The sequence below is a fragment of the Lentzea flava genome (assembly GCF_014648475.1).
In the GTDB taxonomy this organism is placed as follows: domain Bacteria; phylum Actinomycetota; class Actinomycetes; order Mycobacteriales; family Pseudonocardiaceae; genus Lentzea; species Lentzea flava.
Window position 1 is genome coordinate 33017 of sequence record NZ_BMRE01000052.1, and the last position, 23469, is coordinate 56485.

Sequence of the window (23469 nt, forward strand, 5' to 3'; positions counted from 1 at the left end):
TTGGTCATGCCTTGATCGTACGGCTCAGTGGAAGGCGCTTTGTGCCGCTTCCAGGCCCTTGGTCACGAGGGCCTCCGTCGCGTCCGCCGCCCTGTCGATCTCCAGCGCGAGCTGCTTGCGTTCCACGGTGGAGAAGTCCTTCAGGACGTAGTCGGCGGGGTCCTGGCGGCCCGGCGGACGGTCGACGCCGAAGCGGACGCGGTAGTAGTCCTTGGTGCCCAAGGACTTCGTGATGGAGCGGAGTCCGTTGTGGCCGTTGTCGCCGCCGCCGAGCTTCATGCGGATCGCGGCGAACGGGAGATCCAGCTCGTCGTGGATCACGACGATGGTGGTGGGCTTGAAGAACTTCACGGCGCTCGAGACCGGGCCGCCGGAGAGGTTCATGAAGCTGCGGGGCTTGGCCAGCACCACGCGGTGGCCCGACAGGCGGCCCTCGACGATCTCGGCGCCGGACTTGTGGGCCTTGAACTTGCCGCCGACGCGGGCGGCGAGCTCGTCGAGGATCAGGAAGCCGATGTTGTGGCGGTTGCCCTCGTACTTCGGGCCTGGGTTGCCCAGCCCGACAACGAGGGCGAGGTCATCGTCCACGGAACCGCAACTCCTGCTCGAGATCGTCCAGCAACGCGTCCACGGCCTGCACCTGGTACCCCTTGCCCAGCAGGCCGGACGTGGTGCTGAACCGGGTGTTGCGGACCTCGGTGGAGGTCATGCCACCCCGGCCGTCCAGGTTGGCCGCGGCGCGGGCGATGAAGGCGTCGACTTCGGCGCGATCGTAGCCGGTGCCGGTCTTCGGCAGCTTGCGCGCGTACAGGTCCTCGCCGGTGTTCAGGCCCGTCGGCGGCACGATGCCGTTGCGGACCTGGAACTCCAGCAGGTGCAGGACCCCGTCGACGCTCAGCGGGTCGTAGCCGTTGGGGACCGTGGCGAACCGGACGGTGCGCACGTGGTCCGGGTTCAGGCGGATGCGGCCGGCCAGGGCGTCGGCGATGATCAGCATGAACTCGTTCACCTGATCCGGGTCGTAACCCTGCCGCTTGCGGCGGAAGGTCTTGGTCCGGATCTCGGTCGGGCGCAGGTAAGGCAACGGCGCGCCGCCCCCCTCGTGAGGAGGTGGCGCGCCGTTCGTGCGGCCCGACGTGATGGGGCTCAGCTTTCCTCGGTCGCCTCAGCCGCCGGCGCGGCCTCTTCGCCCTCGAGCTGCGAGGCCGACGGGGCCTCGTTCACGGCGACGATCAGAGCGTCGGCGTCGACGGCCAGGGTGACGCCCGACGGCAGGGTCAGGTCGCCGGCGTGGATCTGGGTGCCGGCCTCCTTGCCCTCGATCGAGACCTCGACCTGCTCGGGGATGTGCAGGGCCTCGGCCTCCACGCTGATCGTGGTGGCGTCCTGCGTGACGAGCGTGCCGGAAGCGGCCTCACCGGTCACGACGACCGGGACGTCGACGGTGACCTTCTCGCCGCGCTGGACGAGCAGCAGGTCGACGTGCTCGATGTAGTTCTTGATGGGGTGCGTGGTGACGGTCTTGGTGAGCGCCAGCTCGCTCCCGCCGTCGAGGGCGAGGGTGAGGACGGCGTTCTGACCGTGCTCGCGGACAACACGGGCGAACTCGAGCGCCGGCAGGGCCAGGTGCTTCGGGTCGGAACCGTGGCCGTAGAGCACCGCGGGGATCTTGCCGGCGCGACGGGTACGGCGGGCGGCGCCCTTGCCGAATTCAGTGCGCTGCTCAGCGGCGAGACGGACCTCGGACACGGTGGGGCTCTCCTTACAAGTCTGGCCTTGTACGTCGGGGCGGTGCACAAGTATCAGCGGTTGAAGCTGTCCGGCTGTTCAGCTTTGGGGTGGTGGCCTGCGGCGGCGAGCAGCGCGGGACGTCAACACGCGCGGCATCAAGCCACCGCGTCGATCACGCCGAGCCGGTGTGAGGCTCGCCCTCGCCGAGGCAACCCGACCAGTGTAGGTGAGGGCTTGGGAGTGGGGCCAATCGGGGGCCTGCTTTGGGGTGCGCGTCGGTTTTGTGGGTCGTCCCCCTGGTGCGTTGGCGGGTTCCTGTTGGGTGTCCGTAGGTGGTGCTGTTGCGTGCGTGTGTTGCGCTGCTTTCTGGGGCTCCGCCCCAGACCCCGCCAATCTGATCAAAGACCCGCCAGCGCCGCGGGCGGGTTGATGGCACGCCGGTTGCTTTGGGCGGCCGCCGGTTGCGTAGGTGGTTGCGTTCCGGGTGGGGCGTGTCCCGTCACAAGCCGTACCGGAGCGAGCGCGGCAGACGATCAGGCACGACTCGTGACGGGACCCACCCCACCAGCCCGGTATGCCAAGGACTGCTCGGCTGCGCCATCGCTTGGGGCTCGCCTGCGGCTTCGCGATCGAAAAAGCGAGAAGGGGCCCTCCGCGTCCGGGTTTCGGATGCGGAGGGCCCCGCTGGCCCTGGCTGAAGCAGGATCAGGCGTTGCCGTCGAACAGTGAGGTGACGGAGCCGTCCTCGAAGACCTCCTGGATGACCCGTGCCAGGAGCGGTGCGATGGAGAGAACGGTCATCTGCGGGAACCGCTTCTCCGCCGGGATCGGCAGCGTGTCGGTGAAGACGACCTCGCGGGCGCCGCAGTTGGCGAGACGCTCGGTGGCCGGGCCGGACAGGATGCCGTGCGTGGCCGCGATCACCACGTCGGCGGCGCCCTCGCCGAGCAGTTGCTTCACGGCGCCCGCGATGGTGCCGCCGGTGTCGACCATGTCGTCGATCACGATGCAGAGGCGGCCCTCGACCTTGCCGACCACGCGGTTCGAGACCACTTCGTTGGGGCGGAGCGGGTCGCGGGTCTTGTGGATGAACGCGATCGGGGCGCCGCCGAGGGTGTCGGCCCACTTCTCGGCCAGCTTGGTGCGGCCCGAGTCGGGGGAGACGACGGTGATCTCGTGGCCCGCGTACTTGCCTCGGATGTGGTCGGCCAGGAGGGGCATGGCCCACAGGTGGTCGACCGGGCCGTCGAAGAAGCCCTGGATCTGGGCCGTGTGCAGGTCGACGGAGACCAGGCGGTCGGCGCCGGCGGTTTTGAAGAGGTCGGCGACCAGGCGGGCGGAGATCGGTTCGCGGCCGCGGTGCTTCTTGTCCTGGCGGCTGTACGGGTAGAACGGCATGATCACGGTGATGCGCTTGGCCGAGGCGCGCTTCAGGGCGTCGACCATGATCAGCTGTTCCATCAGCCACTGGTTGATGGGGTTGGTGTGGGACTGGATGACGAAGGCGTCGCAGCCGCGCACGGATTCCTCGAAGCGGACGAAGATCTCGCCGTTGGCGAAGTCGTAGGCCTGCTGCGGGGTCACCGTGACGTTGAGGTGCTTGGCGACCTCTTCCGTCAGCTCCGGGTAGGCACGCCCGCCGAAGAGCATCAGGTTCTTCTTCGGTGTGCCGGGCATCTGCGGGTTCACGGTCAGCGACCCTCCTCTGTCTCATCCGCATTCTGCTTCGCGAGGGCGGCTGCCGCTGCCTGAGCCGCGGCGGTTCCTTCACGTCGGCTGAGGACCCAGCCTTCGAGGTTGCGCTGTGGGCCTCCGGACACGGCGAGCGCGCCCGGTGGGACGTCGCGGCGCAGGACGGTGCCCGCGCCGGTGTAGGCGCCGTCGCCGACCGTCACCGGGGCCACGAACATGTTGTCCGAGCCGGTGCGGCAGTGGGAGCCGACGATCGTGCGGTGCTTGTTCACGCCGTCGTAGTTGACGGTTACCGATGCTGCACCGATGTTGCTGTGATCGCCGATCGTGGCGTCGCCGATGTAGGAGAGGTGGGGGACCTTCGAACCCTCGCCGATCGTGGAGTTCTTGGTCTCGACGAACGTGCCGATCTTGCCCTTCACGCCCAGGGACGTGCCGGGGCGCAGGTAGGCGAACGGGCCGACGGAGGCGCCGTCGCCGATCACCGAGTCGCTGCCGTGGGTGCGGACCACCGAGGCCTTGGCGCCGACGGTCACGTTGGAGAGGGTGGTGTCCGGGCCGACCACGGCACCCGCGCCGATCACCGTGCCCGCGCGGAGCTGCACGTTCGGCTCGATCAGCGCGTCCTGGCCGATCTGCACGTCGGCGTCGACCCAGACCGACGACGGGTCGACGAACGTGACGCCGGAGCGCATCAGGCGCTCGACGATCCGGCGGTTCATCTCGGCGCCGACGGCGGCGAGCTGCACGCGGTCGTTGATGCCCTCGACGAGCCACGGGTCGGACGCGATCAGCGCGCCCACGCGACGGCCGTCGCCGCGGGCGATGCCCAGCACGTCGGTCAGGTAGAGCTCGCCCTGCGCGTTGTCGGTGGACAGGCGCGAGAGGCCGTCGCGCAGCACCGCCGCGTCGAACGCGTAGACGCCCGAGTTGATCTCGTTGATCAGCTGCTCGGTGTCGGACGCGTCCTTCTGCTCGACGATCCGCTGGACCGTGCCGTCGCTGGAGCGCACGATGCGGCCGTAGCCGGTGGGGTTCTCCACCACGGCCGTCAGGACGGTGACCGCGTTGCCCGCGGCGGCGTGCTCGGCCAGCAGGGCCTTGAACGTCTGCGTGTCGAGCAGCGGCACGTCGCCGTAGCTCACGATCACCGTGCCGGCCAGGTCGTGCGGCAGTTCGGCGAGGCCGCACGAGACCGCGTGGCCGGTGCCCTTCTGCTCCGCCTGCACCGCGACGGTGACCTTGCGGCCGAGCGCCTCGGCCAGACCTTCCAGATGCTCGCTGACGGCTTCACGGCCGTGGCCGACGACCACGGCCAGGTGGTCGGGATCTGTGCCCGCTGCCGCGCGCACCGCGTGTTCGACGAGTGAACGTCCGGCGATCCGGTGCAGCACCTTCGGCGTGGACGACCGCATGCGGGTGCCTTCCCCGGCGGCGAGCACGACCGTGCTGACAGGGCCCTCGAGCATCAATGCTCTCCCTAACAGGCTGGGTGGTTCCAAGTCCGCGGACCAGCCTAAGCCTCCGAGGAGGGCTCCCCCGCCACGGCCGCAACCTGGCAGCCACCCTGACGCTTCGCCACGTACATCGCCGAGTCGGCACGGGACAGGGCCTGGTTGGCGGTTTCGCGGGGGCGCAACGAGATGACGCCGACCGACAGCGTGACGCCCCTGGAGAGGTCGATTGGCAAGCCTGCCACGGCATCCACGGCCCTGCCGAGTGCTGCTTCCGCGGCGTGCAGAGGGGCTCCCGGCAGCAGCACCACGAACTCGTCGCCGCCGTAGCGGGCCACCATGTCGTCGCCGCGCAGGGCCTGCCGGAGTGTGCTGGCAATCACCCGAAGAACATCATCACCCTCGGCATGTGAATGCCGGTCGTTGACGCCCTTGAAGCCGTCGAGGTCCACCAGCGCGATGGAGAACGGGTCGACCTGACCGGCGATGAGCTCGCTCATCTTGTCGTCGAGGGCACGGCGGTTCGGCAGTCCGGTCAACGGGTCCTGCAACGCCTGCTGTGCGATCGCGCCGTGCGCGCGCGTCAGCCGTTCGAGTTCGCGGCGCGTCTGCAGCGTGGCCACGCGGGACTCCCGCATCTGCCACAGCTCCAGCTCCAGCGCCGCGTTGTAGGACTGCAGCGCCGACATCGTGTGCGGGCCGGAGAGGTGCGCGTACTCGCGCTCCAGCGACAGCACCAGCGACGGCTCGGACGTGTCGTGCTCCATCTGCGTGCGCGTGTCGTCGAGCACCTTGAGCGCGTCGTCCAGCCGGTTCGCCTCGACCAGGCACCTGGCCAGCGCGATCGCGACGATGATCAGCTCCCGTGCGTACATCGACAGGCCGCGCAACGACCACAGCCGGTCGAGGTGGTCTGCGCTGGGGTTGGTCAACGCGTGGGCGGCACCGAGGATCGGCACCTGCTCGGCGGCGTCGAGGTCGCGCCGGCCGGGGTGCAGCGACTGGCGGAACGGCACCTCGGCGGCCTCCGCGAGCCCCGAGGCGACCTTGAACTGCTCGTGCGCGGCGTCGAACAGGTTCACCCGTTCGAGCCGCAGGCCCCAGCCGATCCGCAGGCGGGCCCTGTTCACGAGGTGCACGTAGATCTGGTGCGGCTGGCCGCTCTCGCGCAACGCGTTGTTCGCGCCCGCCAGCACGTCGTCCGCCATCTCGTAGACGCCGAGCTGGGTCAGCACGAGGGCGATGTCCTGCAGCGTCGTGGCGAGCAGCTGGTCCCAGATCCGCTTGTCGAAGACCGGGTCCATCTCCGGTTCCTCGTCGAGCATCATCGCGAGTGCCGCCGCGATCTCGGTCAGCGCCTTGTCCTCGGCGTTGCCCAGCAGGAACCGGCGTCCGCGCAACGCCCGCGCGTCCGCCTCCAGCACGATCAGGCCGTGGCGGCGGCAGTGGCTGAGCATCTCGTCGAGCTGGGGATCGGACATGTCGACGAGGCCCGGCGTCACCAACCGGACCACGGCCGCGGCTCTGAGCAGCTGCGCGACGATGCGGGGCTCACCACGGCCCTGCGCCTCGGCGAGGATGTGGTCGATCTCCGACGCCGCGTCGAGCTGCGCCGCGAGGTGACTGCTCTGGGCCACGGCGACAAGCTCGCTCGCGCGGCCCACCAGCCACGCGTCGGACATCTCGTGGTGGCGGTGGCCCACGTTGCCCTGCTCGTCGACCGTTTCCTCGGGCAGCTTCGCACCTCCCAAAGACCGCACAAGACACCCCGTGCCCAGGGGCTTGCTCCGCCACCAGGATTCGAACCTGGACCATCGGAACCAAAATCCGAGGTGCTGCCTTTACACCATGGCGGAACGGACGCGCTCGCGCGCGTCCTGCGCACATGTTGTCACGAGACGTCCTCCTCTTGTCCAACCACCACTCATCCGGCTCAAGTCAAGATCACGGCTTGGCGCCGATTGACCTGGTCAAGAAGTCCGCGAGCGCGTCCCGGTACGTGTCGGTCGCCACATTCCACCCCGACGTGTGGTCGGCGCCGGGGATCTCCACGTACTGCAGCGGCCACCCGAGCCCGTTCGCCGCGGTCGCCAGGTCGCGCGACGACTGGGTGGGCACCGTGCCGTCCGCGGAGCCGTGGAAGAGCAGGGTCGGCGGCTTCAGCGCGGGCGGGCTGCGGACCAGGTCGAACCGGTCGAAGTCGATGCCGGCCCGCCACCCGGACACCAGCTCGGCGACCGGCGTGAGCCACGTCGGCACGCCCCGGTTCTCCGCCTGCAGGTTCAGCGTCTGCGTCCAGTTGGTGACGGGGGAGTCGAGCACGACGCCGCTGACCGCCGCCGCCACGCTGGAGCGGGCCAGCGTCTGGCCGACGATCGCGCCGCCCATCGACCAGCCGTAGAGCACGACCTTCCGCGCGCCCTGGGCCTGCGCGTACTTGATCGCCGCCTCGACGTCGCGCCACTCGGTGTCGCCGAGGTGGTACAGGCCGTCCGGCGACGCGGGCGCGCCGGGGTCGTTGCGGTAGGTGATCAGCAAAACGGGCAACCCAGCACTGTGCAGCTGAGGAACCACGCGCAGAGCCTCTTCGCGGGACGCGCCCCGCCCGTGCACCGTGATCACCCACGTGTCGTTGTTCGACGCGGGGACGAACCACGCGGGCATCTCGCCGAGCTCGGCAGGCACCCTGACCTCGCTGTACACCAGACCCAGCGTGGTCTTGGGATTGCCTTCGTAGACGTCGGTCTCGATGCGCACCTTGGTGCCCTCGGGAGGTGCGGTGCCCTCCAACAGCGGACGCTCGACGCGGCCGTCCCCGGCCGCCGCGATGTCACCGACCTTCGCGGCGCCGCCCGGCCAGACGATGCCGAAGGTGCCCCGTTGCAACGTGAGCTTGGATTCGGCGAGCACGACGTTCTTGTCGTCCACGCCGAGCGCGGTCTCGGGGTAGCGCTGCGGCACTTCCTCCGGTTCGAGCAGTTCCCCGCTGTAGTACCAGCCGATGCCGCCCAGAGCGACCGTGACCAGCACGAGCAGCACGAGGAGCGAGGTCGCGGTGATCCGGATGATCTTGCGTCTGGCCATCCTCCGATGATGCCCCGTCCGGATCTCGATTCCAGGCGACACAGCGTGACGAACCTGAGAACTGGCCGTGAGTTTCCAGGCGAGGTCTGGCGAACAAGGTGGGCCTAACTTACGCTTCCGTAAGTTACGGTTGCGTAGGTAAGCCCCTCATCCCCCCAGAGGTATCCGTATGACCACGACGATGGACCGGTCCACCGACCAGGGCCCCAAGCCGTTGATCGACGGGCAACGCGGACATGCCGAGCAGCTCGGCGTCTACGTGTTCGTCATCGTTCCCTTTCTGGCGTTGCTCGCCGCCGTCCCCTTCGCCTGGGGGTGGGGCCTCGGCTGGGTCGACGTGGCCCTCTTCGTCGCCTTCTACTACCTCTCCGGGCTCGGCGTGACGATCGGTTACCACCGGTACTTCACGCACGGCTCGTTCAAGGCCAAGCGGGGCCTGAAGATCGCGCTGGCGATCGCGGGCTCGATGGCCTTGCAGGGCCCGGTCATCGACTGGGTGGCCGACCACCGCCGGCACCACGCGTTCTCCGACCGCGAGGGTGACCCGCACTCGCCGTGGCTCTTCGGCACCGGCCCTGCCGCGCTCGCCAAGGGCTTCTGGCACGCCCACATGGGGTGGCTGTTCGACCGCGACAAGACCAACCACAAGCGGTTCGCGCCCGACCTGATGGCCGACGAGGACCTCGTCCGGATCGACAAGCTGTTCTGGCTGTGGACGACCATCTCGCTGCTCGCGCCCGCCGTGCTGGGCGGTCTGATCACCTGGTCGTTCTGGGGCGGCGTCACCGCGTTCTTCTGGGCGGGCCTCGTCCGCGTCGCGTTCCTGCACCACGTCACGTGGTCGGTCAACTCGATCTGCCACATGGTCGGCGACCGGCCGTTCGCGGCGCGCGACCGCTCCGCCAACGTCTGGGCGCTCGCGATCCTGAGCTTCGGCGAGTCGTGGCACAACCTGCACCACGCCGACCCGACCTCCGCGCGTCACGGCGTGAAGCGCGGTCAGATCGACACCTCGGCGAGGCTGATCTGGCTGTTCGAGAAGTTCGGCTGGGCGTGGAACGTGCGCTGGCCGAGCGAGCAGCGGCTGGCCAGGATCAGCGTCAAGAAGTGAACAACGTAGGCTGACTCGGGTGACCAGGGTCAGGATGACGGGCAAGGAACGCCGAGAGCAGCTCCTGGACGTCTCCCGGGCCCTGTTCGCCGAGAAGGGTTTCGAGGCCACCTCGATCGAGGAGATCGCGCACCGCGCCGGCGTCTCGAAGCCCGTCGTCTACGAGCACTTCGGCGGCAAGGAAGGCATCTACGCCGTCGTGGTGGACCGCGAGATGCAGCGCCTGATGGATCAGATAGTCGAGGCGCTGGACGGCGGCAGCCACCCGCGCGAGCTGCTGGAGAAGGCGGCCTGCGCACTCCTGGACTACATCGAGGGCTCGACGGACGGGTTCCGCATCCTGGTGCGGGACTCGCCCGTCGCTTCGTCTTCCGGCACGTTCTCCTCGCTGCTCAACGACATCGCCTCGCAGGTCGAGCACATCCTCGGCCTGCACTTCGCCCGGCAGGGTTACGACCGCAAGCTCGCCCCTCTCTACGCGCAGGCGCTGGTCGGAATGGTCGCGTTGACCGGTCAGTGGTGGCTCGAGGTGCGCAGGCCGAAGAAGGACGAGGTCGCGGCGCACCTGGTCAACCTCGCCTGGAAGGGTCTGTCGGCGATGGACCACAAGCCCAAGCTGCGCATCCGTTCGTGAGCAGCTCGTTGCCTGTTGATAAGCGCGCATATAATATGCGCGCATGACAAAGTTCGAGTTCGAGCACAGCGTCGAGGGCCCCGCTTCCGTCGAGGCGGTCTGGGCGCTGTGGAGTGACGTCGACCGGTGGGTCGAGTGGGACGAGAGCCTGGAGTCCGTGACGCTGGACGGGCCGTTCGCCGAGGGGTCGAGCGGCACGATGGCGATCAAGGGGCAGGGTCCGATCGAGTTCGTGCTGACCTCGGTCGAGGCCGGGGTGGGCTTCGTCGACGAGACGTCCGTGCCCGGCGCGCTGCTCCGCTTCACGCACCGCGTGGAGAAGCTCGCCGGGGGCGTGCGGGTCACGCACGCCGTGAGCATCGAAGGTCCCAGGGCGGAGTTCCTCGGGCCCGTCGTGACGGCCGACTTGCCGGACGCGGTCGAGGCGCTGGTGAAATTGGCCTCGTGACGCGGTTCTCCGGCCCGGACGACTCACCGGGCTTCCTGTTGTGGCGGGTGACGCTCGCGTGGCAGCGGGCCATGCGGGCGGCGCTGGCCCCGCACGACCTGACGCACGTGCAGTTCGTGCTGCTCGCGTCGTTGTGGTGGCTGGTCAACCACAGCGGCGCGCCCTCGCAGCAGCGCCTGGCCGAGCACGCGGGCACCGACCCGATGATGACCTCGCAGGTCCTGCGCAAGCTCGCGGACCGGTCGCTGGTCTCGCGGGAGGTCGATCCGGCGGACTCCCGTGCGCGGCTGCTCTCGCTGACCGACGAGGGCAAGGCGCTGGTGGTCAGGGCCATGAAGGACGTCGAGGACGCCGACGTGGCCTACTTCGCGGGGCTGGGCGACGAGCAGCAGGCGTTCGTCCGCGGGCTCACGCGGCTCCTGTGAGCCTCAGGAGCTTGTCGTTCGTGCCGTTGGACGACGTGATGTAGAGCGCCCCGTCCGGTCCTGTGCGGGCGGCGCGCAGCCGTCCGTACCTGTCGTTCAGCTGGTCGGGAATGCTGACGTTCTGCACCTTGCCCGCGTCGTCGAGCGTGAAGAGCATCAGCTTCGAGCCCTTCAGCGCCGTGATCGCGAGCTTGCCCTGCCAGAACGCGGCCTGGCAGATCGCCTCGGTGGGCGACCCGGACGACCACACGGCCGGCACCGCGTCCGGGAACCGCTGCAGGTCGGTCATCGGCACGTCCTCGTCGTAGCCGCCCTGCGTGCCGCCCTTGGACGGGTCCCACCCGTAGTTCGCGCCGGCCTTGAGCAGGTTGACCTCGTCGTCGACGTCGGGCCCGTGCTCGCTGGAGAACACCTGGTCGCTGTTCGGCCGGAACACCACGCCCTGCACGTTGCGGTGGCCGTAGGTGTAGATCCGGCGTTCGTTGGCGTTGGCGGAGCTCGCGAACGGGTTGTCCTTCGCGCCCTCGCCGGTCTCGGGGTCGATCCGCAGCACCTTGCCGCCGAGGCTGGTCCTGTCCTGCGGGTTGCGGCCCTGGGCGATGTCACCGGTCGCCACGAACATCGTCCCGTCCGGCGCGAGGGTCGGCCGGCACCCGGAGTGCCTGCCGCTCGGGTTGCTCGGCATGCCGGTGAGGAGGTCCTTGACCTTGGTGGCCTTGGTGCCGTCGAGGCGGAACGTCACGAGCCGCACGTCTTTGGCGGTGTTGTAGCAGGCGGTGAAGCGCTTGCCATCGGGGTGCACGACCATGCCCATCAGGCCGCCCTCGCCGCGCACCTGGACGTCGGAGAGATCGACCTCGACCGGGGTGACCTGGCCGTTCTTGACGAGCTTCATCCGGGCGGGACGTTCGGTCACGAGCATCGAGCCGTCCGGGAGGAAGCCGACGTCCCAGGCGTGTTCGAAGCCCCCGGCGACCTCGTCGATCTTCAGGCCCGCGGGAGCGGGTGCTTTCGACGGCGCGTTGCCGCCCGGCTCCGGCGCGGCACAGGCCGCGACCACCAGCACCAACCCGGCTGCAACGAGTGCGCGCATGTCCTCACTATGCGTTTCGCGCCGTGGAGGTTCCGTGAGTTCGGCCGTCGCCGAACTTTTGCGGCCCTAGCGTCGCCTGCCGTGACCATCATCAAGCCCAAGATCCTCTACTTCGGCACCCCCGTCGTCCTGCTGACCACGGAAAACGCCGACGGGACCGCGAACCTCGCACCGATGTCCTCGGCCTGGGCGCTCGGCCAGGTCGTCGTGCTGGGCCTGGGCGCGGAGGGGCAGACCGCCCGCAACCTGGTCGAACGGCCGGACGTCGTGATCAACGTCCCTGATCCGTCGCTGTGGCAGGCGGTCGAGCGTCTCGCCCCGCTGACCGGGCGTGACCCCGTTCCCGCTCACAAGCCGACGCACCGCTACGAACCCGCGAAGTTCGCGGCGGCCGGTCTGAGCGAGGAGCCGTCCCTGCACGTCCGGCCGCCCCGCGTCGCCGAATGCCCGCTCCAGCTGGAGGCGCGGGCCGAGTCCACCCGCTTCGGCGCGGGCGGGGACTTCCTGATCGTCGAGGCGCGGGTGCTGGCCGTGCACGCCGATCCCGGGATCGTCGTGCCCGGTACCGACCACGTCGACCCGGCGGCGTGGAGTCCGTTGATCTACAACTTCCGGCACTACTTCGGCCTCGGCGACCAGCTGGGCCACAGCTACCGCTCGGAGACCGCGTAAGGCCGTTCAACGGGCAGCAACGCGCGCGCCTTGTCGTCGTCCCCGGCACGCACCGCCGCATGCACCTCGCGCGCAAGGTCCGTCACGTCGGTGATGCTCACGGTCCACTCGTGCACGTACTTCTGCACGGCCTCACGCGTCAGCCCGATCTGGATCGACCGGTACGGCAGGGCCTCGTGCCGAAGCCCGCGCTCGGGATCCCACTGCACGCGCACGGCGGGCTTGCCCTTGATGTTGCTCTCGACGGCGTTCGTCACCGCCCAGTCGAAGCCCTCTCGGGTGATCCGCACGGCCAGCACGCGTTCCTGGCCTTCTTTCCGCGCGTACCCGCAGCGGTACATCATCCAGAGGAACGACGGCTTGATCCACGTCATCCGCTCCATCTTGAACGGCGGCACGAACCGCTGAGCCGCCACGGCCGGTGCCGCGATCTGCGGCGAATACGCCTGGTACACCACGATGGACTGATCGTCGTAGTCAGCCCTGATCTCTCTCATTTCCACGCCCACAGGGTGACCGCCCGATATTCGGTGGAGCCACCGGATTTCGGCGTGGCACGGTCAGCGCGTGGAGATCACCCGCATCAACCCGGCCGAGCTGCACGCACCACCCGGCTACCACCACGTCACGATCGTCGAGACGGGCCGCACCGCCTACCTGGCAGGGCAGTGCCCGATGGGCCCCGGCGGCGAGCTGGTCGGCGAGGGAGATCTCGCCGCGCAGGTCGGCCAGGTCGTGTCGAACGCCCTCACGGCCCTCGCCGCGGCCGGTGCGGAACCCCGCCACGTGGTGCGGTCCGTCGTGTACGTGGCGAGCTCCGACCGAACGGTGTTGGCCGAGGTCTGGCGGCTGCTCACCGCTTCGGCGCTGGGGGACGCGTTCACGACCGCGAGCACGCTGCTCGGTGTGGCGCAGCTGGGATTCCCCGGTCAGCTGGTCGAGGTCGACCTCACGGCCGCGCTGACAGAAGCCACCCGATAAGGGTTCGCTTCACGAGCTAAGGTGGGGGTGAGACCCCTCGTCCCAGGCAGGGGTCTGTCTGGCGTTCCGCACTCGACGGGGTTTCTCACATGCCGCTGCTCGGCCTGCTCGATGGTGTCCTGCCCGACAAAGCCCTCCGCACGTTGATCGACTCCGCCGGTGTGCCAGAGCTGGAGCTGGACGGTCCGCTGGCCGCCCGCCCGCTCGTGGCCGCGGCGCTGTCCACCGTCAGGCCCGTCCTCGCCGTCACCGCCACCGGGCGCGAGGCGGAAGAGCTGACCGGCGTCCTCAAGGACCTGATCGGCGCCGACAAGGTCGCGTTCTTCCCCAGCTGGGAGACGCTGCCGCACGAACGGCTGTCGCCGCGCGCCGACACGGTGGGTGCGCGGCTGCAGGTCCTGCGCAGGCTCAAGCACCCCGAGGGCAACCCGGTCAGGGTCCTCGTCACCACGGTCCGCAGCCTCATCCAGCCGATGGCGCCGGACCTCGGTGAGCTCAAGCCCGTCCACCTGAAGGTGGGCGAGGAGCAGGACTTCGCCGAGCTGATCACGCGGCTCGCGGAGAACGCCTACACGCGGGTCGACATGGTCGAGAAGCGTGGCGAGTACGCGACCCGCGGCGGCATCCTCGACATCTTCCCGCCGACCGCGGAGCACCCCTTCCGCGTCGAGTTCTGGGGCGACGAGGTCAGCGAGATCCGGCCGTTCTCGGTGCAGGACCAGCGGTCGCTGCCGGACGAGGTCAGCGAGTTCGTCGCGCCGCCGTGCCGTGAGCTGCTGCTGACCGACGACGTGAAGCAGCGCGCGGCGGATCTCGCGGAGGAGCACCAGTCCGACGCCCACCTCGCCGAGATGCTGGAGAAGATCTCCAACGGCATCGCGGTCGAGGGCATGGAGGCGCTCATCCCCGCGCTGTGCCCCGGCGAGCTCCAGCTGCTCACCGAGGTGGTCGAGCCGGGCACCCACGTGCTGCTCAACGACCCGGAGAAGATCAGGGCCAGGGCGGCCGACCTCGTGCGCACCGGTCAGGAGTTCCTCGAGGCTTCCTGGATGGCCGCGGCCGCCGGTGGCAAGGCGCCGATCGACCTCGGCCGCAGCGCGTACCAGAGCATCAGCGAGATCGCGGAGCAGGCGCGCGCCAACGACCGTCCGTGGTGGACGCTCACCCAGCTCACCACCGACGCGCCGGACGTCGTGCACCTCGACGTGAAGCCGGTCGAGGCGTACCAGGGCGACGTCGAGCGCGCGTTCGCCGACCTCAAGGCGCACACCGCGACCGGTGGTGCGGCCGTGCTCGTGGTTCCCGGTGCCGGTACCGCGCAGCGCGCCGTCGAGCGGCTCAAGGAAGCCGACGTCTCGGCGGTGTGCGTCGAAAGCCTCGACGAGGCACCGAAAGCGGGCACCGTCACGGTCGTGCGCGGTGCGCTCGAAGACGGGTTCGTGCTGCCGGACCTCGCGCTCGTGGTGCTCACCGAGACCGACCTGACCGGTGGTCGCGGCGGAACGTCCACGAAGGACATGCGCAAGATGCCGTCGCGGCGGCGCAACGCGGTCGACCCGCTGGCGCTCAAGGCCGGCGACTTCGTGGTGCACGAGCAGCACGGCATCGGCAAGTACGTGGAGATGGTCCAGCGCACGGTCGCCGGCGCCACCCGCGAGTACCTGGTGCTGGAGTACGCGAGCAGCAAACGCGGTCAGCCCGGCGACCGGCTGTTCGTCCCGACCGACCAGCTCGACGAGGTCAGCAGGTACGTCGGCGGTGAGCTGCCGTCGCTCAACAAGCTCGGCGGCAGCGACTGGAAGAACACGAAGTCCAAGGCGCGCAAGGCGGTCAAGCAGATCGCGGCCGAGCTCGTGCAGCTCTACGCGGCCCGGCAGAGCGCCCCCGGCCACGCGTTCGCGCCGGACACGCCGTGGCAGCGCGAGCTGGAGGACGCGTTCGCGTTCACCGAGACGCAGGACCAGATGGCCGCGATCGACGAGGTCAAGGCCGACATGGAACGCGGTGTGCCGATGGACCGCGTCATCTGCGGTGACGTCGGCTACGGCAAGACGGAGATCGCGGTCCGCGCGGCGTTCAAGGCCGTGCAGGACGGCAAGCAGGTCGCGGTGCTGGTGCCGACGACACTGCTCGCCCAGCAGCACCTCAACACGTTCTCCGAGCGCATGCGCCAGTTCCCGGTGAACATCAAGGGCCTCAGCCGCTTCACCGACGCCGCCGAGTCCGAGCAGACCATCGCGGGCCTCGCGGACGGCGAGGTCGACATCGTGATCGGCACGCACCGGCTGCTGCAGAAGAACGTGCGGTACAAGGACCTCGGCCTCGTGATCGTCGACGAGGAGCAGCGGTTCGGCGTGGAGCACAAGGAACACATCAAGGCGCTGCGCACGCACGTCGACGTGCTGACGATGTCCGCGACGCCGATCCCGCGCACGCTGGAGATGTCGCTCGCCGGCATCCGCGAGATGTCGACGATCCTCACCCCGCCGGAGGAACGGCACCCGATCCTCACCTACGTCGGCGCGTACGACGACAAGCAGGTCGCCGCCGCGATCCGGCGCGAGCTGCTGCGCGACGGCCAGGTCTTCTTCGTGCACAACAGGGTGTCGTCGATCGAGAAGGCCGCGCGCCGGATCCGTGACCTCGTGCCGGAAGCACGGGTCGTCACCGCGCACGGCCAGATGAACGAGGACAAGCTCGAAAAGATCATCCAGGGCTTCTGGGAGCGCGAGTTCGACGTCCTCGTCTGCACCACGATCGTCGAGACCGGCCTCGACATCTCCAACGCCAACACGCTGATCGTCGAGCGCGGCGACCTGCTCGGCCTCGCCCAGCTGCACCAGCTGCGCGGCCGCGTCGGCCGCGGTCGCGAACGCGGCTACGCGTACTTCCTGTACCCGGCCGAGACGCCGCTGACCGAGACCGCGCACGACCGGCTCGCGACGATCGCGCAGAACACCGAGCTGGGTGCCGGCATGGCCGTCGCGATGAAGGACCTGGAGATCCGCGGCGCCGGCAACATCCTCGGCGCCGAGCAGTCGGGGCACATCGCGGGCGTCGGTTTCGACCTGTACGTGCGACTCGTCGGCGAGGCCGTCGAGGCGTTCCGCAAGCACGCGGGCGCCGACGGCGGCGTCGAAGAGGAGGAGCTCGCCGAGGTCAGGGTCGATCTCCCGGTCGACGCGCACATCCCGCACGAGTACGTGCCGGGCGAACGGCTCCGGCTGGAGGCCTACCGCAAGATCGCGGCCGCCTCGGACGACGCCGCGCTGCAGGCCGTGTGGGACGAGCTCAAGGACCGCTACGGCACGCCTCCCGAGCCGGTCGAGCGCCTGCTGAGCGTCGCCCGCCTGCGCCACACCTGCCGTCGCCACGGCGTCACCGAGGTGATCGCCATGGGCCAGAACCTGCGGTTCGCGAAGCTCGAACTGCGCGACTCGCAGCTGGTCAGGATGCGCCGGCTGTTCCCGAAGGCCGTCTACAAGCAGGCCATGGGCACCGTGACGGTGCCTAGGCCGACGGAGGGAGCGGCGGGCGGCCGGATGGGTGCACCGCAGCTGCGTGACCAGGAGCTGCTGGACTGGTGCGGTGCGTTCCTCGACTCACTCGCGGGGACTCCCGTGACCGGAGTCACCACGGCGTGAGAAGGTAGATCCTCGTGAGCACTGTTCTGAAGCGTTTCTCGCTGGTCGGTGTTGCTGTGGCCCTGGTCGCCACCGGATGCGGCACCGGGCCCGCCAAGGCCGGTTCGGCCGCGATCGTCGGTGGTCAGGCGATCGAGCTGAAGACCGTCCAGGACCGCACCATCACGGTGCTCAAGAAGGAACCTGCGGCTCAGCAGATGCAGGACCAGGGCAAGCTCGACCAGGTCTCGCGTCTGGTGCTCGCCGACGAGATCACACACAAGATCGCCGAGCACGCGGCGCAGCGCGAGAACATCACGGTCGACGAGACCAAGGTGTACGACGCGGTGCAGGAGCGGGGTGGCCCCGAGGCCGCCGCCAAGCAGAGCGAGCAGGACGCCACCACGATCTACCGCCGTCAGCGCGACGTGCTGGTGATGGGTGAGCTCGCGAAGCGCAACCTCTCCCGGCTCGAGGTCGTGATCGACTTCTTCCAGACCAAGGACCCGAAGGAAGCGAAGGAGAAGGCCGCCGAGGTCGCGGCCGACGCCTCGAAGATGTCGCGGTTCATCCAGGAGGCCCCGCGCACCACGGGCGGCCAGCAGGCGTCGGCGACGAACCAGAAGGTCCGCGTCACCGAGAACCCGTCGCTGGTGCACACCACGCTGTGGGGCGTGAAGCCCGGCACCGTCGTCGCCTTCCCTGCCGACGAGCAGCAGTCCAGCTGGATGGTCGCGCTGGTCAAGGAGCGCAACACGGTCTCGCCGACGCCCGGCGAGGACGACCTGTCCGAGCGCATCGACCCGCGTCTGCTCGCCGCCTTCGGCCTGCGGATCGCCCAGTTCCTGGCCGCCGACCTGAACATCGAGGTCAACCCCCGCTACGGCGTGTGGGACCCGACCGACGCGACCGTCGTGGGCAACGCCGGTGAGCGCGCCGGGTTCGTCGGTGTGACCGCGACCAAGAACAAGTCTTGATCACCGTCGTCGTCCTCAGCGAGCGGCTCGACGCCGTGCTGCCCGCTGCCGCCCTGCCCGCGTTGCGCTCGGCCAAGGCCGTCTACGCGGGCGAGGGCGTTCCGGTGGACTTCTGGTCGTCCCTCGGCGTCGACGGGCCCGCACCCGCCGAGGTGGAGGACGGCGCGGTGGTGATCACGACGGAACCCTCCGCGTATCCGGGCGCTCACGTGATCACGACGCCGGAACCGATGGGAGCCGCGCTGCTCGACGCGGCCGCCGTCATGCACCGGTTGCGTTCTCCCGGCGGCTGCCCGTGGGACGCGGAGCAGGACCACCTGTCGTTGCGCCAGTACCTGCTGGAGGAGACCTTCGAACTGCTGGAGGCGATCGAGGACGGCGACCGCGCGGCGATGCGCGAGGAGCTGGGCGACGTGCTCCTGCAGGTGTTGTTCCACGCGCGGGTCGCGGCCGAGGACCCCGGTGATCCGTTCGACATCGACGCCGTCGCGGGCGAACTGGTGGCGAAGCTCGTCGGCCGTCACCCGCACGTCTTCGAGGGCCACGACCCGGCCGTGCACGACGCGACCTCGCAGCAGCACCGGTGGGAGGAGCTGAAGCAGGTCGAGAAGCGGCGAGAGTCCAGTGTGGACGGTGTAGCGCTCGGTCAGCCCGCGGTCGCGCTGGCCGCGAAACTGGTGCAGCGCACCAAACGCGCTGGCTTCCCCGTCGATCTGCTGCCGGAGGGCGACGACACGGGCACGACGTTGTTCGCCGTGACCGCGCTGGCGAAGCTCGCGGGTGAGGACCCGGAGACGGAACTGCGCCAGGTGTGCCGCCGTTTTGCCACGAACGTCCGCGAGGCGGAGGCCAAGGCACGGGCCGAAGGTCTGGATTCGCTCACGGCAGAGGACTGGCGGCGTTTTTGGCCTCCTCAACCGGTGAACGTGGGCTAACGTCGATCTCGTGACTTACCTGCGGTACCCGCACCTGCGCGGTGACTTGGTGACGTTCGTGGCCGAGGACGACGTGTGGCTCGCGCCCGTCGACGGAGGAAGGGCCTGGCGGGCGTCCGCCGATCAGGTACCGGCCCGCACACCCCGGTTTTCCCCTGATGGCACGCAGCTGGCCTGGGCCAGCTGGATCGACGGCGCGCCGGAGGTCAGGGTGGCGCCTGTGGACGGTGGGCCCGCACGCCGGTTGACGCACTGGGGCGTGGCCCGTACGGCCGTGTCCGGCTGGCTGCCGGACGGGCGGGTGCTCGCCGTGTCGACCACCGGCCAGATGTCACGCCACCGCAAGCAGGCGCACGCGGTTCCGCTGGACGGCGGACCGTCCGAGGTGCTGCCGTACGGGTGGGTCAACGACGTTTCGTTCGGACCGGACGGGCAGGTCGTCACGTCGTCCAGCTACATGCAGGAACCGGCGTGGTGGAAGCGGTACCGCGGCGGCACCGCGGGCAAGCTGTGGGTGGACGTCGAGGGCACCGGTGAGTTCTCCCGGATTCTCGGTGATCTGAAATCGTCGCTGACGAACCCGATGTGGGTCGACGGGCGGATCGCGTTCCTGTCCGACCACGAGGGCGTCGGCAGCGTGTACTCCGTGCTGCCGGACGGCACCGACCTGCGCCGTCACACGGCGGGGGAGTTCTACGCGCGCAACGCTTCCACCGACGGCTCACGGGTGATCTTCCACCAGGCCGGTGAGCTGTGGCTGCTGGAAGGCCTGTCGGACCTGCGCAAGCTCGACATCAAGCTGGGCGGCCCGCGCACCGGCCTGCAACGGCACCACGTCAAGGCTTCCGGCAACATCGACTCGTTCTGCGTCGACCACACCGGCCGCGCCTCGGCCGTCGAGGTTCGTGGTTCCGTGCACTGGGTGACGCATCGCGACGGTCCCGTGCGCGCCCTGGCCGACCGCTCGGACGTCCGCGCGCGGCTGCCTAAGGTGCTCGGCGAGACCGATCACGTGGTGTGGGTGACCGACGTCGAGGGCGAGGAAGCCCTGGAGATCGCACCCGTCGGTGGTGTCGAACCGGGCAACACGGCTCGCCGGATCGCCTCCGGGCAGCTGGGGCGGGTCATGTCGCTGGCCGCCGCGCCCGACGGCTCGCGTGTTGCCGTGGCGACGCACGACGGCCGGTTGTTGTTGGTGGACATCGCTTCCGGTGAAGTGCGCGAGGTCGTCTCCGGTGCCAACGCGCACGTCACGCACCTCGCCTTCTCCCCGGACTCGTCGTGGCTCGCGTGGTCGCATCCGGGCCCGATCCCGTTGCGGCACATCAAGATGGCGAACACGGCTGATCTGTCCGTTGTGGACGTGACGCCGCTGCGGTTCTCGGACTTCGCACCGTCGTTCACCGAGGACGGCAAGTACCTGGCGTTCCTGTCGGTCCGCACGTTCGACCCGGTGTACGACGCGCACGTGTTCGACCTGTCGTTCCCCACGGGCTGCCGGCCGCACCTCGTGCCGCTGGCCGCCACCACGCCGTCGCCGTTCCACCCGATGCAAGGCGGGCGCCCGGTCGGCGACGAGGACAAGGACTCCGACGACGATGACGAGAAGCCGTCGACCACGAAGGTCGACCTCGAAGGCCTCGCCGACCGCGTCGTGCCGGTGCCCGTCGCGGCCGCCGACTACGTCTCGCTGAAGGCCGCCCGTGGCGGGCTGCTGTGGCTGCGCAGGCCGTTGCTCGGGGTGCTCGGCGACAACCTGGCCTCGCCGGAAGCACGGCCGCCGCGCACGGTGCTGGAGCGGTTCGACTTCGCGAAGCAGAAGACCGACGTCCTGGCGGACAGCGCGGAGGCGTTCGCGGTGTCCGGCGACGGCAAGCGGATGGTGGTCGAGGACCGCGGCGACCTGCGGGTCGTGCCGTCCGACAGCAAGGTCGACGAGGACTCGTCCGACTACGTCGACATCGACCTGTCACGCGTGCGGGTCGTGATCGACCCGGCCGCCGAGTGGGCGCAGATGTACGCCGAGAACGGGCGGCTCATGCGCGACCACTTCTGGCGCACCGACATGGGCGGCGTCGACTGGCAGGGCGAACTGGACCGCTACCGGCCGCTGGTGGCGCAGGTGGGCAGCCACGACGACCTGGTCGACCTGCTGTGGGAGGTGCAGGGCGAGCTCGGCACCTCGCACGCCTACGTCTGGGGCGAGTCGCCGCGCGTGCCCGCATCGCGCCGGCAGGGCCTGCTCGGGGCCGACCTCGCTCTGGTCGACGGTTCCTGGGTCGTCAAGCGCGTGATCCCCGGCGAGACGTCCGACCCGCACGCCCGTTCGCCGCTCGCCGCGCCTGGCGTGGCCGTGCGCGCGGGTGACGCCATCGTGGCCGTGGACGGTCGTCCTGTCGGTATTGCCGGGCCCGGCGCGTTGTTGGTGGGGACTGCCGGTAAGCCCGTGGAGCTGACCGTTCGCCCTGCTGGTGGTGGTGAGCTGCGTCGGGTCGTGGTCGTGCCGCTGGCCGATGAGGAGCCGCTGCGCTACCACGACTGGGTGGCGAACCGCCGTGCGTTCACGCACGCGCTGTCCGGCGGCCGCGTGGGCTACCTGCACGTGCCGGACATGATGGGCGCCGGCTGGGCCCAGCTGCACCGCGACCTGCGGGTGGAGCTGGCGCGCGAGGCCCTGGTGCTGGACGTCCGCGAGAACGGCGGCGGCCACACCTCGCAGCTGGTCATCGAGAAGCTCGGCCGCAAGGTCATCGGCTGGTCGGTGGCCCGCGGGTACACGGCGTCGGAGTCCTACCCGCAGGACGCGCCGCGCGGCCCGGTCGTGGCCGTGGCCGACGAGTACGCCGGTTCGGACGGCGACATCGTCAACGTGGCCATCAAGGAGCTCGGGATCGGGCCCGTGGTCGGCGTCCGGACGTGGGGCGGTGTCATCGGCATCGACATGCTCTACACGCTCGTCGACGGCACCATGGTCACCCAACCGAGGTACGCGACGTGGTTCAAGGGCCACGGGTGGGCAGTGGAGAACTACGGTGTCGACCCGGACATCGAGGTGGTCATGACACCGTCCGACCGCGTTTCCGGGCGGGACCCACAGCTGGAGAAGGCCGTTTCGTTGGCCCTGGAAAGCCTTTCATCTTCGCCAGCTGCTCACGCTCCGGAGTTGCCACCGCTGGCCTGACCACCCCATCGTGTGACTAAAGAACTGTGACGGACTGTTCCATGTGGACGATCAACCACATGGAACAGTTGTCACCGTTCGGGGGTGTCCCAGATGAGTCACCGTGAAGAGCCGCGCAGCGGTCGCGGGTGCTTCGGAGCCGTGGTCGTCGTGCCGTTCCTGGCACTGGGCGGCATGTTCGCGCTGATCGCGCTCACCGGGTCGCCGGAAGAGGCGCCGCTCGCCGCGCCGCCGCCGTCCCGTCCCACCTCGCAGTGGTGGACCGAGCCGTTCGAGACCGCGACCTCCCTGTCCACCGTCACGGAAACCGTTGTGGTGGAAGGAGCCGCTCGGGAGGCTCGGGCTGCTCGGCTGGCCACGCAGACTCGGGTTGCGGTGTCCACTGTCACCGAGACCGTCCGGGCCACCGGGGCGAAACCGCCTGCCGCGCCGCGGAACGAGTCGCCTGGTGCCGAGGAGCCCGGTGAGCCGGTTCCGACGTCCTCTTCGGACACCTCGGCGCCGCCGGTGGTCACCTCGTCCAGTTCGGTCAAGCCTCCTGCGCCGCCTGTTGCGCAGCCGCCTGGCACGTCGGCGCCGTCCGATCCGTCTACGCAGACTCCGCCTAGCTCCACGCCTCGGTCGGAGGATCCTGTTCCGCCGGTCACTCCCACCACGCCTGTTCAGCCTCCTTGTGAGAAGGGGGAGCACGGAAAGGGGCGGGCTGGGGAGTCGGGGCAGCCTGGGCGGTCGGGGCAGCCTGGGCGGTCTTCCTCGCCGTCTCAGCGGTCTGAGCCTTCCTCGTCGGCTGAAGAGGGCTCCGAAGGGGCTGTTGGCGAGGGCTCCGAAGGGGTTGTCGGAGAGGGCTCCGAGGGGGCCGTTGAGGTGGGTTTGGAGTTGCCGTTGCCTTCCCCTGCTGAGGTTCTGTCCACGTCCTCCGCGCCTTCGGCAGGGGCCTGATAGAGGGGGGTTGGGGGTTTCTTCCGCCAAGCCCCAACCCTCTTCAGGGCTTTGAGAACGCACAGATTGTTTGTGCAGTGCGGGGCTGGGTGTTGCCCGTGCCGGTCTGCCCCGACCTTGGCCGGCACCGCGTCCTCCTTGGGTCACCCGGCCTGCGGGGCAGTGGCTGTTGCCGCTGCCCCGTTTCTGCGTTTGTTGTTGTGCGCGTGGGTTTTGTGGGTCGTCCCCCTGGTGCGTTGGCGGGTTCCTGTTGGGTGTCCGTAGGTGGTTGCGTGCCGTAGTCATGTGCCGGTTGCTTTCTGGGGCTCCGCCCCAGACCCCGCCAATCTGATCAAAGACCCACCAGCGCCTTCAGCGGGTTGATGGCACGCCGGTTGCGTTGGGCGGCTTGCTGTTGCGTGGGTGGTTGCGTTTCGGGTGGGGTGGGTCTCGTCACGAGCCGCGCGTGAGCGAGCCACACCCAGGGAGGGGTGTCAACTCGGACGAAAA

General features: G+C 69.5%; 20 protein-coding genes and 1 tRNA gene. 10 read left to right on the forward strand and 11 right to left on the reverse strand.

Features of this window, described 5'->3' with window-relative positions; genetic code table 11:
- Positions 1–24 precede the first annotated feature (24 nt).
- From pth to IEZ09_RS37560, 8 genes are all read right to left on the reverse strand, one after another.
- Positions 25–588 (reverse strand): aminoacyl-tRNA hydrolase, encoded by a 564-nt coding sequence (gene pth / locus IEZ09_RS37525; protein ID WP_189258588.1) that lies wholly within the window; start codon positions 586–588, stop codon positions 25–27.
- Positions 578–1084 (reverse strand): DivIVA domain-containing protein, encoded by a 507-nt coding sequence (locus IEZ09_RS37530; protein ID WP_229813301.1) that lies wholly within the window; start codon positions 1082–1084, stop codon positions 578–580. Before IEZ09_RS37530 ends, pth begins: the two co-directional genes overlap by 11 nt.
- A gap of 62 nt (positions 1085–1146) precedes the next feature.
- Entirely contained in the window at positions 1147–1749 is a 603-nt protein-coding gene (locus IEZ09_RS37535; protein WP_189258589.1) for a 50S ribosomal protein L25/general stress protein Ctc, read from the reverse strand.
- Between the two features lie 687 nt (positions 1750–2436).
- Complete coding sequence (locus IEZ09_RS37540) at positions 2437–3408, reverse strand: ribose-phosphate diphosphokinase (RefSeq protein WP_189258607.1); 972 nt, start codon at positions 3406–3408, stop codon at positions 2437–2439.
- Positions 3409–3422: 14 nt separating this feature from the next.
- The gene (gene glmU / locus IEZ09_RS37545) at positions 3423–4892 is read right to left on the reverse strand and encodes a bifunctional UDP-N-acetylglucosamine diphosphorylase/glucosamine-1-phosphate N-acetyltransferase GlmU (protein WP_189258590.1); all 1470 of its coding nucleotides are present in this window, start codon (positions 4890–4892) and stop codon (positions 3423–3425) included.
- Positions 4893–4939: 47 nt separating this feature from the next.
- On the reverse strand, positions 4940–6637 hold the full coding sequence (locus IEZ09_RS37550; protein WP_308202450.1) for a GGDEF domain-containing protein: 1698 nt from the start codon (positions 6635–6637) through the stop codon (positions 4940–4942).
- A 25-nt stretch (positions 6638–6662) separates the two neighbouring features.
- A tRNA-Gln gene (locus tag IEZ09_RS37555) sits at positions 6663–6733 on the reverse strand.
- Between the two features lie 88 nt (positions 6734–6821).
- Positions 6822–7961 (reverse strand): alpha/beta hydrolase family protein, encoded by a 1140-nt coding sequence (locus tag IEZ09_RS37560; RefSeq protein ID WP_189258591.1) that lies wholly within the window; start codon positions 7959–7961, stop codon positions 6822–6824.
- Positions 7962–8130: 169 nt separating this feature from the next.
- Here IEZ09_RS37560 and IEZ09_RS37565 point away from each other — a divergent pair, with 169 nt between their 5' ends.
- The 4 genes from IEZ09_RS37565 to IEZ09_RS37580 are packed head-to-tail and all read left to right on the forward strand — an operon-like array spanning position 8131 to position 10579.
- Complete coding sequence (locus IEZ09_RS37565; protein WP_189258592.1) at positions 8131–9072, forward strand: acyl-CoA desaturase; 942 nt, start codon at positions 8131–8133, stop codon at positions 9070–9072.
- A 34-nt stretch (positions 9073–9106) separates the two neighbouring features.
- Positions 9107–9706 (forward strand): TetR/AcrR family transcriptional regulator, encoded by a 600-nt coding sequence (locus IEZ09_RS37570; RefSeq protein ID WP_189258609.1) that lies wholly within the window; start codon positions 9107–9109, stop codon positions 9704–9706.
- Between the two features lie 43 nt (positions 9707–9749).
- Entirely contained in the window at positions 9750–10154 is a 405-nt protein-coding gene (locus IEZ09_RS37575; protein WP_189258593.1) for an SRPBCC family protein, read from the forward strand.
- Complete coding sequence (locus tag IEZ09_RS37580) at positions 10151–10579, forward strand: MarR family winged helix-turn-helix transcriptional regulator (RefSeq protein WP_229813302.1); 429 nt, start codon at positions 10151–10153, stop codon at positions 10577–10579. Before IEZ09_RS37575 ends, IEZ09_RS37580 begins: the two co-directional genes overlap by 4 nt.
- Here IEZ09_RS37580 and IEZ09_RS37585 read toward each other — a convergent pair.
- Entirely contained in the window at positions 10563–11672 is a 1110-nt protein-coding gene (locus IEZ09_RS37585; protein ID WP_189258594.1) for a PQQ-dependent sugar dehydrogenase, read from the reverse strand. The genes IEZ09_RS37580 and IEZ09_RS37585 overlap by 17 nt on opposite strands.
- An 81-nt stretch (positions 11673–11753) precedes the next feature.
- Between IEZ09_RS37585 and IEZ09_RS37590 the strand changes: the two genes are divergently transcribed.
- On the forward strand, positions 11754–12344 hold the full coding sequence (locus IEZ09_RS37590; RefSeq protein ID WP_229813303.1) for a flavin reductase family protein: 591 nt from the start codon (positions 11754–11756) through the stop codon (positions 12342–12344).
- Here the strand turns inward: IEZ09_RS37590 and IEZ09_RS37595 are convergent.
- Positions 12323–12841 (reverse strand): DUF4291 domain-containing protein, encoded by a 519-nt coding sequence (locus IEZ09_RS37595; RefSeq protein ID WP_229813307.1) that lies wholly within the window; start codon positions 12839–12841, stop codon positions 12323–12325. The two genes, IEZ09_RS37590 and IEZ09_RS37595, sit on opposite strands and share 22 nt — an antisense overlap.
- A 70-nt stretch (positions 12842–12911) precedes the next feature.
- On the opposite strand from IEZ09_RS37595, the gene IEZ09_RS37600 reads away from it, so the two are divergent.
- The 5 genes from IEZ09_RS37600 to IEZ09_RS37620 all read left to right on the forward strand — a co-directional run bounded on the left by IEZ09_RS37600 (position 12912) and on the right by IEZ09_RS37620 (position 22041).
- A complete protein-coding gene (locus IEZ09_RS37600; protein ID WP_229813304.1) occupies positions 12912–13325 on the forward strand; it encodes a RidA family protein in 414 nt (137 codons plus the stop codon).
- Positions 13326–13414: 89 nt separating this feature from the next.
- Complete coding sequence (gene mfd / locus IEZ09_RS37605; protein WP_189258597.1) at positions 13415–16969, forward strand: transcription-repair coupling factor; 3555 nt, start codon at positions 13415–13417, stop codon at positions 16967–16969.
- 14 nt (positions 16970–16983) lie between these two features.
- Positions 16984–17925 carry a hypothetical protein gene (locus IEZ09_RS37610; protein ID WP_189258598.1) on the forward strand — a complete coding sequence of 314 codons (942 nt, stop codon included), beginning with the start codon at positions 16984–16986 and terminating at the stop codon, positions 17923–17925.
- Positions 17922–18860, forward strand: coding sequence for a nucleoside triphosphate pyrophosphohydrolase (locus tag IEZ09_RS37615; RefSeq protein WP_189258599.1), 939 nt, complete (start codon positions 17922–17924; stop codon positions 18858–18860). Before IEZ09_RS37610 ends, IEZ09_RS37615 begins: the two co-directional genes overlap by 4 nt.
- A 10-nt stretch (positions 18861–18870) precedes the next feature.
- Entirely contained in the window at positions 18871–22041 is a 3171-nt protein-coding gene (locus IEZ09_RS37620; protein WP_229813305.1) for a S41 family peptidase, read from the forward strand.
- Positions 22042–22139: 98 nt separating this feature from the next.
- On the opposite strand, the gene IEZ09_RS37625 is transcribed toward IEZ09_RS37620, so the two are convergent.
- Entirely contained in the window at positions 22140–22574 is a 435-nt protein-coding gene (locus tag IEZ09_RS37625) for a hypothetical protein (RefSeq protein WP_189258600.1), read from the reverse strand.
- Between the last annotated feature and the right edge of the window lie 895 nt (positions 22575–23469).